Source organism: Streptomyces sp. NPDC050423, from assembly GCF_040655445.1.
Taxonomy (GTDB): Bacteria; Actinomycetota; Actinomycetes; order Streptomycetales; family Streptomycetaceae; genus Streptomyces.
Genome location: NZ_JBFAJY010000020.1, coordinates 27,365 through 39,620, shown reverse-complemented (window position 1 = coordinate 39,620; position 12,256 = coordinate 27,365). Strand labels below are relative to the sequence as shown.

Sequence of the window (12,256 nt, the reverse complement as noted above, 5' to 3'; positions counted from 1 at the left end):
GCCGAGGAGATGCGGGAGGCCCGCGCCGTCGATCTTGTTGAGCCGGTGCAACAGCTCGCGGCGCTGTTCCGTGTCGTCGAACGGGCCGCGGTCCTTGAGGTACTGGAATACGACCTCGATGGTGCCGCTGACCGGGTAGAGGCCGAACGGCCACATCAGCTGCGGGCGGGTGCTCGTGCCGGTGTCGGGCATGGGGAAGCAGCTCGTTTCCTCGTAGCGCCCGTAGTTGAGATGGCCGCCCTGGCGACGCCAGAAGTCGAGGGTCGCTGTCACCCCCGGCACGGCCTTTGGCCAGTGCTCCTGCAACTGTTCGCGGAAGTGCTCGGCCACCTCCGCGTTCTCGTTGTCCGAGAGCGGATCGTGGCTGGTCTGCTGGGTCACGTCCTTGCCCAGCAGCGTGGCCAGTTCCGCGGCCGTCAGGCGTTGGGGATCTGTTCCAGGGCCTCGACGTTGCGGACTTCGAGGCCTCCGGTCGCGCCGTTGACGGAGTAGGCACGCTTGCAGGCCCAGTTGATCGCCTCGTCGTGCTGGGCGACCCTCAGCAGGGTGAACAACTCGCTGCCGTCGTCGGGTGCGAGGAGGACACCGCGGTAGGACTTGGTGATGCGGATCGTGCGGATCCGACGGTCGTGGGCCCGTTCCAGCTTCTCCAGATGCATCCCCTTGCTCGCGTGGAGCTGGGGGACGGACATGCTGCGGAACATCTGTATCGCGTCGTTCACCTCCTTCTGCACCGGGCGTTGCAACGCGATGAGGTCCGCAACGAAGTCGTCGGAGAGGGCGAGTCGGGGCATGGGCGTCCTCGTGTCGCTCGGTGGCCGGTGGTCGAGGAACGGACTGGAGAGTCCGGGCGTGCGAATGTGCGGCACCACCGCATCGTATTGTGTGAACTGAGTCAACGTTCTATATTGGGCGAGCTGTTGTACGCTCGAACCGATCTCGTGCCCACCGGCCCCGTCCGAAAGGACCCATCGCATGCCGGCCCAGACCGACCCGTCCGTCGTTCCGCATCCCCTCGACGAAGTGCCGCAGACTTTTCTCGCCGGCGACTCGTACGGGGTGAGGGACGGGCTCGTCACCTATATCCGGCGTGATCTGCTCGGTCCGTGGGACGGTGAGACCGAGACGCTTCCCCAGTCCTCGTCCGGCCCCCGTGACCGATACCTCGTCGGCATGCTCGGACCGCGGCCCGATATCGCGACGTCGGAAGGCATTGCGTTGGCCGCCGCGCAGAGCGCTGACGACGAATCCGGGGACGAGAGCGAGGGCGACGACAGCGGGCTCGCGGACCGGATGACGCCGCAGGCGGCCGGTCACATCTGGGCCTCGTCCATGGGCCTGTCCTTTACCGTCCCCGCTTCCGTCGGGACGCTCAGCGTCACCGCGCGGTGGGGTCGCTACACCCAGTCCGAGGAAGCCACGGACCGTGGCACGACCCGCAAGGTGTGGTCCCGTGAGCCCGTGGAGCACCCGGTCGACATCGACGTCACCAGTGCCGGGGGCCGGGAAGTCCCACTGGAGGACGCGACCGTCGTCCTGGACGTGCAGGTACGGCACCACCGTGCCGGCCAGGGCGGCGAGGATCTGCGTGTCATCGAACTCGCCCTGGTGAACAGGCAGGAAGACAGCAGGGAGGCGCGCGACGCCCGCTGGCTCTTCCAGGCCTCACTTGAGGTCACCGCCTTCCCTGTCGACCAGGCAGCGGTGTTCTTTCCGGTCGACGATCCTCTCGACCCGGCGAACGCGGGCAGCGGCCCGGAGGATCCCGAGGAGCGCCGCCTTCGCCTTCTCTACCGGAACAGCCTCAGCCACGCCAAGGGCCGCAACGTCGCCGTGCACGCCGAGGTGCGTGACGGCGAACGCAACGCGCACCGGCTCACCACCACCTGGCTGCCCGCATACGACGTGCGGGCAACCACCGCTCCCACCGCCGGGGATCAGGAACTGCTCAGGGGACTCGAGCTCGGCATGGACGAGCTCGCGACGCTCGCGGTCCCCGGACGTCGCGGCGAACTCAGTGCCGCCCTCGCCGCGCTTGCCGACGGCTACGCCACATGGCTCGAACAGCAGCGTGACGCGGCCCGTTCACTGCCGGACGGCCTACGGGAGTCGGGACTCGTCGCCATCGAGCAGGCCTTGGAGATCTGCGACCGCATCACCCTGGGCATCGACACGCTCGTCGCCGACGACACCGCGCTCGCGGCGTTCCGATTCGCCAACCGCGCCATGGCATTCCAGCGTCGCAACACCGCGATCGCCGGAGCCCGGACCGGACGCGAGGACGATCCCGACTCGTACCGGGAGGCCCGTGAAGAGGTGTACGGGAAGGGCAAGGACGGTGCCGGCTGGCGGCCGTTCCAGCTCGCCTTCGTACTGCTCAACCTCGCGTCACTCAGCAGGCCGGGCCACCCCCACCGGGGTACGGGACGCGAGGCTCTCGTGGACCTGCTCTTCTTCCCGACCGGCGGCGGCAAGACCGAGGCCTACCTCGGGCTTGCCGCGTACACCTTCGCGCTACGACGCCTGCAGGGCACCATCGGCTCCGGCGCTGAAGCCCGCAGTGGCGAAGCGGGGGTCGGCGTCCTCATGCGCTACACGCTGCGGCTGCTGACAGCCCAGCAGTTCCAGCGCGCCGCCGCACTCGTGACCGCATGCGAGGTGCTGCGCCGCGAGGAATTCACACAGGACCCGCGCTGGGGCGCCCAGCCGTTCCGCATCGGTCTGTGGGTGGGAACATCCGTCTCGCCCAATTGGTTCGACGAGGCCAAGGAGCAGATCGCCGGCGCCCGCGAGAGCGCCAGCGACAAGCACGCCAGGGTCCTGCAGGTTCTCACCTGCCCCTGGTGTGGCACCGGATTGACCGCCCGCTCCCACATGGAGTACGACGAGGCCAGACGACGCGTTCTGCTGTACTGCCCGCGCGGGGAGGGCACGGACCGCTGCCCGTTCTCCCGGATGGAGTCCCGGGGTGAGGGCATTCCCGTGCTCACCGTCGACGAGGAGATCTACCGGCTCGCCCCGTCGCTGCTGATCGCCACCGTCGACAAGTTCGCCCAGCTGCCCTGGAACGGGTACGCGGGGCTGCTGTTCGGCCGGGTCACGGAGGTGTGCCCGCGCCATGGGTACCGGCACGACGATCTGGATGCCAAGACCGGCTGCGGCAGCCGCCATCACGCCAAGGGCGACCTTCCCGCGGTCACCGCACAGCCCGTCACGCGGCTGAGGCCGCCGGACCTGATCATCCAGGACGAGCTGCACCTGATCTCCGGGGCTCTCGGCACCACCGTCGGCCTGTTCGAGTCCGCCATCGACCAACTGTGCAGCTGGAGCTTTACGGACGCTCAGGGTCAGCGCCGGGAGGCCGGTCCCAAGATCGTCGCATCGACGGCGACCACCAAGCGGGCCGCGGACCAGGTGCTCGGCGTCTTCGGCCGTAAGGTCGCCGTCTTCCCGCCACAGGTGCTCGACGTCGGTGACACCTTCTTCTCGCGGCAGGTCGAACTCAGCCGGGTGAATCCCGGTCGGCGTTATCTCGGAGTCTGTGCACACGGAACCCGTCTCAAAGCTGCCGAGATCCGTGTCGCCGAAATCCTTCTGCTCGCCGGGCAGCAGCTCTTCGACGACTACGGCACACCCGCCGATCCGTACATGACGCTGGTCGGCTACTTCAACGCCACCCGTGAACTCGCGGGTATGCGGCGCTACATGGACGACGACATCACCACCCGGGTGCGTTCCAACGGAACGCGCAAGGGGAACGACACGCTCGCCAATCGCATCGGCAGCAAAACGGGGATGCTCAACATCCAGGAGCTCACCTCGCGCATCTCCTCCGCCGATATCGGCACCGCGCTCAAACGGCTGGAGAGCTCCTTCGATCCGGAACGCGACACCTCGCTCCGGCGCGAGGCCTTCCGGCGTGAATACGCCACCGCCTTCAAGGAGAAGCGCGAACCCCGCGCGTCGATGACCCCGATGGTCCGGCAGGCCGTCGACGTCGCTCTCGCCACCTCAATGCTTCAGGTCGGCGTCGACGTCTCCCGGTTCGGACTGATGCTGGTCGTGGGCCAGCCCAAGAACACCGCCGAGTACATCCAGGCATCGTCCCGCGTCGGCCGTGACGCCAAGCGCCCCGGACTCGTCGTCACCCTCTACAACTGGGCCCGCCCGCGCGACCTCGCCCACTACGAGGACTTCGAGCACTATCACGCCACGTTCTACCGGCAGGTCGAGGCCCTTTCCGTCACCCCGTTCACCCGCCGCGCCCTCGACCGGGGTGTGGCCGCCACCTATGTCGCCGCCCTGCGCCAGGCCGCGTACGACACTTCGCGCAATCTCGATGCCCACGACGTCGACCTCAATGGCCCACTCGCCGCCGAGGTGGAACGTCGCTTCCTGGACCGGGCGGAACGCGTCGGCGGGGACAGGGCCCGTGCCTATCTCGGTGAACGGCTGGACCGGCTGAAGGACGAGTGGCGTCGCAAGCGCGACGAAAGCAGTGCGGCGCTCGGCTACCGGAAGGAGAAGCGGAAGAACACGATCGTGAGTGGTCTGCTCAGGCGCGCCGACGGCTCCCGGTGGACCGAACTCACGGTCGGCATGTCCATGCGGGAGACGGAGAACGAGATCAACCTCCTGCTCCCGGGCGGCGGCGCATTCCTGGAGGAGTCCACCGGCGCCGGCCCCGACTGGAACTTCGGCAAACCCGATCAGGACCCCGATCCCGAGGCGGCGGCAACCGTGGACAGCGACGAGTACGGCCCCACCACCGGTATCGCAGGGAAGGGACAGCGATGAGCAGCAACGCGAACCGCAGGGTCGGCGCGGTCCGTCCCAGCCACCTCATGTTCACCGCCGGTATCGGTTCCCTCGTGGATCTGCCGAACTTCTCGGTCCTCATCAAGGGGCTCGACTCCTGGAGCTACAGCGGCATCACCGAATACGACATCGACGAGCCGCGGCTCCGTGCTGCCGTGAATCGTTCGCTCCAGCGCCACGGGCGCAGGCAGATCGAGCAGCTCCGTGCCGCTCCCTGGTTGGAGGGCGGTGACAGCGACCCGAAGGGCTGGGCCGCGCAAGGCGTGGGCGTACCGGTTGTTCCGTTCCCGCAATGGCTGCGCTGCACCGCGTGCAACGTCCTTTCCGCCATCGACTCGGGTGAGTTCGCGTTCATCAACACCAATCCGCGTACCCCGCACGAGGCGAAGTTCGTCCACGACTGCAAGCGGGGGAAGCCCCTCGCGGTTGCGGCCCGATTCACCCTGGTCTGTACGAGCGGTCACCTGGACGAGTTTCCGTACACGGCCTTCGTCCACCAGGGGCAGACCTGTCCGAAGACGCCCCGCCCCAAATTGCGGATGAAGGACCACGGTGGGAACCAGGCGGCCAATGTCACCATCGAATGCGTCGCCTGTGGAACCAAGCGCAACATTCGTGAGGCGATGGGTGAACGAGGCCGCCGCAACCTGCCGACGTGCCGCGGACACCACCCGCATCTGGGCACGTATGAGGCCAACGGCTGTGATCAGGGCGCTGTATTGATGGTCGCCGGTGCCTCCAACCAGTGGTTCCCGTTGACTCTCAGCGCGCTCGCCCTGCCCAAGGGACAGGGTGGTGACATCGAGAAACTGCTCGACGACCACTGGCCCGAGCTGCAGGGCATCGAGTCCCGGGAGAACTACGCACTCCTTGCCACCATCCCGGCGCTCCACTACCTCCAGGAATTCGACGCGGATGCCCTGGTCGCGGCCATCGCCGCGCGCAAGGCGGGTGCCGGATCCGCGTCCACGGCACCTGATGTCCAGGCCGATCTGCTGGGCCCCGAATGGGACGCCCTCTCCGGGGACATCCCGCAGTCGAGCGATGACTTCACCCTGCGCGAGGTTCGCGTACCGCCGCCGCTGGATGAGCTCTTCTCCAATGTCCGCCAGGTCGAGCGGCTGCGAGAAGCCCGTGCGCTCATCGGCTTCACCCGCCTCGACGCCCCCGACCCCGAGTCGCCGGAGATCGCGACGCAGGTTGAGCTCTCCCGTTCCGCACAGAACTGGGTACCTGCCAGTGAGGTGCGAGGCGAAGGCATCTTCCTGCGTGTGCGAGAAGATCTCATGGCCGAGTGGGTGACACGCATGGAGAAGTCACCGCAGATGATGGCGCACCAGGAGGCCTTCGGGAGGTTCAGGAGCAACCGCAAGTCGGACCGGAAGACAAGCGACTTCGATCCGCTGTACGGCTGGGCCGGGGCGCGCTATATCGCCCTGCACACGCTCTCGCATCTACTGATCCGCACGATCGCCCTGGAGTGCGGCTACAACTCGGCCTCTCTTGCCGAGCGCATCTACGCCGGCGATGAGCAGAGTCCGAGAGCGGGCATCCTCATCTACACCGCTGTGCCGGACTCCGAAGGCACGCTCGGCGGGCTGGTCTCCCTGGCGGAGGGCCGTGACTTCGACCGGATCGTCCGCCGAGCCCTGGCCGACGCTTCACACTGCTCGGCCGATCCGCTCTGCTCGGAGCGGCTGCCTCATGCTCCGGCCGACTACCTGCATGGAGCCGCCTGCCACATCTGCCTGTTCGTCTCCGAGACAACCTGCGAGCGCGGCAACCGTTTCCTCGACCGCCGATTCCTCGTCCCGCTCGGTGACAAGGGTCAGGTGCTCACACCGGCCGGTCTGCTGTCATGAGCAGACATGGCTTCGAGGCTGCGGCGGAGGCGGCAGCCGCAGTCCTGGGGCCTTCCCGTACGAAGGACCTTGCGGGGCTACTGGCGCGAGGACACAGCGAAGAGCGGGCTCTCACCGAGCTCACGACACCACGCATACGGGAAGCCGTCGCGCGGTTGTATCAGGCATTGGAGAAGGACGCACTACCGCGTCCGGAAGCCGCGGCCTATCTGCGGGGCTATGCGGCCGCCCAACTGCGGGCACGGGACGCGGTCCAGGTCCGAACGGTGTGGAGCGGCCCCTCCACGCCCGGCGTACCGGTGCGGGCGACCGCGCAGGTACTGGTCGAAGTCATCGACGACGCCCGGGAAGAGCTGTTGGCCATGACCTATGCGGCCCGTCCGTATCAAGCGCTGACCGAGGCCCTGAGAGCTGCCACGGCGCGAGGTGTGCGCACCCACGTTGTGGTGGAGACGCTGGCGGGTGCGCGGGGTCTTCTCTCAGGGCGCGAGCCGGCCGGGGCCTTCGCATCCGTGCCCGGATTGCTTCTTTGGCACTGGATACGGGACCCGGTCACCGGGTCCTTTGCCCGTCAGCATGCCAAACTCGCCGTCGCCGACCGGCAGGTCCTCTTCCTGGGCAGTGCGAACCTCACGGAGTCCGCCGCACGGCGCAATATCGAGGCGGGTGTCCTGATCCGCGGCGGAGACGCTCCGCAGCGGGCTGCCGAGCACATAGTGGAGCTTCAGCGGCGAGGGGTGCTCCAGCGTCTGGATACCTGAGCCGGATGCTGGAGCGGCCGCCCGTCCGCTAAGCGAGTGTCGAGCCGCCGCTCCCCATCCCCGCCCCCGCCCCCGTGAGCGAGGTGTCGTCCGCCGTGTCCGGCTTCCCGCGCAGGGACATCAGCAGGGTGATGACCGTGCCCACCACCGCCCACGCGGACAGCACCAGCAGCGGACCGGTCACCGCGTTGCCCCTGAAGTACGCGATCGAGCGGGCCACCCAGGTCCCGGCCCCCGGCGGCAGCGCGGGGCCGATCGCCCGCCAGAAGTCCGGCAGCATCGGGAGCGGGAAGGCGCCGCCCGCGCTCGGGTTGCCCGCGATCACCACGATCAGGACGGCCAGGCCGATGCCGACGATGCCGGTGAGCGCCTCCAGGGCGAGGGTGATCATGCCGACCGCGAAGACGGTCAGCGCGCCCAGGCCCGACAGCCCCCAGAAGCTTCCGGGGAGCGCGCCGAGGATCGGCCCGATGATCGCCGCGCCGCCGATTCCGCCCGCGATCGAGTACAGCGCCATGACCCCGGTCCGGATCACGGCTCGCTGACGGTTGGCGGGGCGGCTGCCGGCGCTGATCGCCAGGATCGAGGCGCAGAGGTATCCGCCGACGCACCAGCCCACGACCAGGTAGAAGGACGAGAGCCCGTCGAAGTCCTGGGCCGAGGCCGGGGCCACGTCCACGGAGTGGACCGTGCGCCGCTGGGTGAGGTCGACCTTCGTGATGATCTTCGTCAGTGAGTTGGCCAGCACGGTGCCCCCGCCGGAGGCGACCAGCACGGTGTCGGTGGTGCCGCGGGGATCGACGATCATCGCGCCGTCGATGTCGCGGTCGAGGATCTGCCGGCGGGCGGTGGCCGCGTCGCTGACCGTGCGGGGGTCCAGCGGGCCGCCGGGGAGATCCTTGAGCTCGGTGAGGAGCCGGGCGGAGATCTGCTGGGGTGCGACGACCCCGAAGGGGACGTCCGTCGGCTTCGGCTTGTGCAGTGCTCCGACATAGGACGCGATGAACAGCAGCTGCAGTGCCAGTACGCCGATGACGAGCAGCGCGGCCCGCGGAGTGACGGCGTTCTTCACCTCATCAGCGAAAGTCATGCCCCCACCGTCCGGGGTGCCCGCCGTTCATGCAGTCGGGGCCGGGCCGAATGGCTGAGAGGACGGCCGGGGCGGGGCGGGGAGGCCTCTCGGGAATGCGGGTATCGCACGAATGTTCGAACGTGGTCTATGGTGGAGAGCGAGGGGGTGGTGGGTCACGGATCGGTTCAGGAGGTGCGGGTGTCAGGGTTCACGCATCTGCATACCGTTTCCGGGTTCTCCCTGCGGTACGGGGCCTCGCACCCGGAGCGGCTGGCGGAGCGCGCCGCCGAGCGGGGGATGGACGCTCTCGCGCTGACCGACCGCGACACCCTCGCGGGCGCGGTCCGGTTCGCCAAGGCCTGCGAACCGGCAGGCGTGCGTCCGCTCTTCGGGGTGGAACTCGCGGTCGCCGCCGCCGGGCGTGCGGAGGGCGACGGGCGTACGCACCGGCTGCGGACCCCGGTCCGCGGCGGTGCCTTTGTCGATGAATCCGCTCCCCGCGTCACCTTCCTCGCCCGCGACGGAGCGCAGGGCTGGGCCGAGCTGTGCCGCCTCGTCACCGCCGCCCATGCCGCCGTCCCCGACGGCGGCCGGCCCCTGCTCGACCGGTCCTCGCTGCCCGCCGAAGGACTCACCGTGCTGCTCGGCCCCGCCTCCGAGGTGGGCAGGGCGCTGGCCGCGGGCCGTCCCGACCGGGCCGCCGCCCTGCTCGCCCCCTGGCGGGAGGTGTACGGCGACGACCTGCGGCTCGAAGCCGTCCACCACGGCCGGGACGGCACCGGACCCGGTTCGCTGCGGCTCGCCGCCCGTACCGTCGGCTTCGCCGCCGAGCAGGGGATACGGGCCGTGCTGACCAACGCCGTCCGGTACGCCGACGCCGGGCAGGGCCCGGTCGCCGACGTGCTCGACTCGGCGCGCGGGCTCGTCCCCGTCGACCCGCGCCGCGCCCCGCTCGACAGCGGTGAGCGCTGGCTCAAGGACGCCCGCGCGATGGCCGGGGCCGCCGAGCGGATCACCGCCGCCGCCGGACTCGGCCCCGGTGCCGGGGCCCGGCTGCTCGCGGAGACCCGGCACACCGCCGACGCCTGCGTCGTCGACCCCGGGGGCGATATCGGCCTCGGCTCCGTCCACTTCCCCGAACCGCGTCTCGTCGGCGCCGGCCGCCGCACCGCCCAGCGGGTGCTGGCCTCCCGCGCCGCCGCGGGCATGGTGCTGCGCGGCTACGACCGCAGGCCCGGCTACTGGGACCGGATGCACCACGAGCTGGACATCATCGCCCACCACGGCTTTGCCTCGTACTTCCTCACGGTCGCTCAAGTAGTGGACGATGTGAGGGAGATGAAGGTGCGGGTGGCCGCCCGCGGCTCCGGGGCGGGCTCCCTGGTCAACCACCTCCTCGGTATCGCCCACGCCGACCCGGTCGAGCACGGGCTGCTGATGGAGCGCTTCCTGTCCAAGCGCCGCTTCGTGCTGCCCGACATCGACATCGACGTCGAGTCGGCCCGCCGCCTCGACGTCTACCGCGCGATCATCGGCCGCTTCGGCGCCGAACGGGTCGCCACCGTCGCCATGCCAGAGACCTACCGGGTGCGCCACGCCATCCGGGACGTCGGAGCCGCGCTCTCCATGAACCCGGCCGAGACCGACCGGCTCGCCAAGGCCTTCCCGCACATCCGGGCCCGCGACGCCCGCGCGGCCATGGAGGAACTGCCCGAACTGCGCGAGGTGGCGAGGACGAAGGAGAAGTACGGGCGGCTGTGGGAGCTGGTGGAGGCGCTGGACGGGCTGCCGCGCGGCATCGCCATGCACCCGTGCGGGGTCCTCCTCTCCGATGCCTCACTGCTGCGCCGCACCCCCGTCATGCCCACCAGCGGCGAGGGCTTTCCCATGGCGCAGTTCGACAAGGAGGACGTGGAGGACCTCGGGCTGCTCAAGCTCGATGTGCTGGGCGTACGGATGCAGTCGGCGATGGCGCACGCGGTCACGGAGGTGAAGCGGGCCTCGGGGCGGGACGTGGACCTGGACGCCGTGCCGCCGGGTGACCCGGAGACGTACCGGCTGATCAGGACCGCCGAGACGCTGGGCTGTTTCCAGATCGAGTCGCCCGGCCAGCGCGATCTGATCGGCAGGCTCCAGCCGGCCGGCTTCCACGACCTGGTGGTCGACATATCGCTCTTCCGGCCCGGTCCGGTCGCCGCCGACATGGTGCGGCCGTTCATCGAGGCCCGGCACGGCCGTGCGCCCGTCCGCTACCCGCACCCCGACCTGGAGGGACCGCTGCGCGAGACCTACGGAGTGGTGGTCTTCCACGAGCAGATCATCGAAATGGTCGACATCATGACCGGCTGCGGCCGGGGCGAGGCCGACCGGGTCCGGCGCGGGCTCTCCGACCCCGAGTCGCAGGGCCGGATCAGGCTCTGGTTCGCACAGCACGCGGCGGCCCGGAAATACAGCGCCGAAGTGATCGCCCGAGCCTGGGAGATCATCGAGGCGTTCGGCAGCTACGGCTTCTGCAAGGCGCACGCGGTCGCCTTCGCGGTGCCGACGTACCAGTCGGCCTGGCTGAAGGCGCACCATCCGGCGGCCTTCTACGCCGGGCTGCTCACCCACGACCCCGGGATGTACCCGAAGCGGCTGCTGCTCGCCGACGCGCGGCGGCGCGGGGTGCCGGTGCTGCCGCTGGACGTGAACCGGTCGGCGACAGCCCATCGAATCGAACTGGTGTCTGGTGATGGGGTGGAGGGTGAGGTCTGGGGGCTGCGGCTGGCGCTCTCGGACGTCCACGGGATCAGCGCGGCCGAGGTCGCCCGGATCGAGGCCGGGCAGCCCTACACCTCACTGCTGGACTTCTGGCAGCGGGCCCGTCCGGGCAAGCCGGCGGCCGAACGGCTGGCCCAGGTCGGTGCGTTGGACGCGTTCGGCGCCAACCGCCGTGATCTGCTGCTGCATCTGTCCGAGCTCCACCGCGCCCAGCGGGGCGCGGGTTCCGGCGGCGCGGGCGCGCAGCTCCCGCTCGGCGGCGGGCACCGGACCGGCTCCATCGGCCTGCCCGACCTCAATGAGGCGGAACGGCTCAGTGCCGAGCTGGGCGTGCTGAGCATGGATGTCTCACGCCATCTGATGAGCGATCACCAGGCCTTCCTGGAGGAGCTCGGAGCGGTCTCCGCCAAGCGGCTGCGCGAGGCGCGGCACGGGGAGACCGTGCTGGTCGCGGGCGCCAAGGCGGCCACCCAGACCCCGCCCGTCCGCTCCGGGCGCCGGGTCGTCTTCACCACCCTGGACGACGGGACGGGCCTGGTCGACCTGGCGTTCTTCGACGACAGCCACGCCTCCTGCGCGTACACCGTCTTCCACTCCTGGCTGCTGCTGGTGCGCGGGGTGGTCCAGCGGCGCGGGCCGCGGAGCCTGAGCGTGGTCGGCGCCGCCGCCTGGAATCTGGCCGAGCTGGCTGAGCTGCGGCGTACCGGCGGGCTCGACGCGGTCGCGGCCCGGCTGGCGCGGGAGCCCGCGCCAGAGGCGGCCGGTCCGGAGGAGGAGGTGCCCGCCGACGGCGACGGCCGCCGGATCCGGATGCCCACCGGTTACGAGATGAACCCCTGGGCGGACCTCCAGCCGCCCGGCGAGGGGACGCCCACCGGAAGGAAGCTGTGGCACCAGAGTCCGGGGAGCGCGGGATGAGCGAGCAATCCGAAGCCCTCCAGCCGGAAGTCCTCGGCATCCTCCGGTCCGAGCCCCTTCAGCCC

5 protein-coding genes and 1 pseudogene are annotated in these 12,256 nt (G+C 69.9%); 4 read left to right on the top strand and 2 right to left on the bottom strand.

Features of this window, described 5'->3' with window-relative positions; all coding sequences use genetic code 11:
* Positions 1-428: 428 nt before the first annotated feature.
* A pseudogene (locus AB0I52_RS16940) lies at positions 429-794 on the bottom strand (DNA helicase UvrD); the annotation flags it as partial.
* Positions 795-975: 181 nt separating this feature from the next.
* On the opposite strand from AB0I52_RS16940, the gene drmA reads away from it, so the two are divergent.
* Genes drmA through drmC form a run of 3 tightly spaced genes read left to right on the top strand, consistent with a single transcriptional unit; the run spans position 976 to position 7,441 of the window.
* Positions 976-4,797 (top strand): DISARM system helicase DrmA, encoded by a 3,822-nt coding sequence (gene drmA / locus AB0I52_RS16935; RefSeq protein WP_363073237.1) that lies wholly within the window; start codon positions 976-978, stop codon positions 4,795-4,797.
* Positions 4,794-6,680 carry a DUF1998 domain-containing protein gene (locus AB0I52_RS16930; protein WP_363073235.1) on the top strand — a complete coding sequence of 629 codons (1,887 nt, stop codon included), beginning with the start codon at positions 4,794-4,796 and terminating at the stop codon, positions 6,678-6,680. The genes drmA and AB0I52_RS16930 overlap by 4 nt, the downstream gene beginning before the upstream one ends.
* Positions 6,677-7,441, top strand: a complete 765-nt coding sequence (gene drmC / locus AB0I52_RS16925; protein ID WP_363073233.1) for a DISARM system phospholipase D-like protein DrmC — start codon at positions 6,677-6,679, stop codon at positions 7,439-7,441. The genes AB0I52_RS16930 and drmC overlap by 4 nt, the downstream gene beginning before the upstream one ends.
* Before the next feature lie 28 nt (positions 7,442-7,469).
* On the opposite strand, the gene AB0I52_RS16920 is transcribed toward drmC, so the two are convergent.
* On the bottom strand, positions 7,470-8,531 hold the full coding sequence (locus AB0I52_RS16920; protein WP_363073231.1) for a DUF3533 domain-containing protein: 1,062 nt from the start codon (positions 8,529-8,531) through the stop codon (positions 7,470-7,472).
* 129 nt (positions 8,532-8,660) lie between these two features.
* On the opposite strand from AB0I52_RS16920, the gene AB0I52_RS16915 reads away from it, so the two are divergent.
* Positions 8,661-12,191, top strand: coding sequence for a DNA polymerase III subunit alpha (locus tag AB0I52_RS16915; RefSeq protein WP_363073229.1), 3,531 nt, complete (start codon positions 8,661-8,663; stop codon positions 12,189-12,191).
* Positions 12,192-12,256 lie beyond the last annotated feature (65 nt).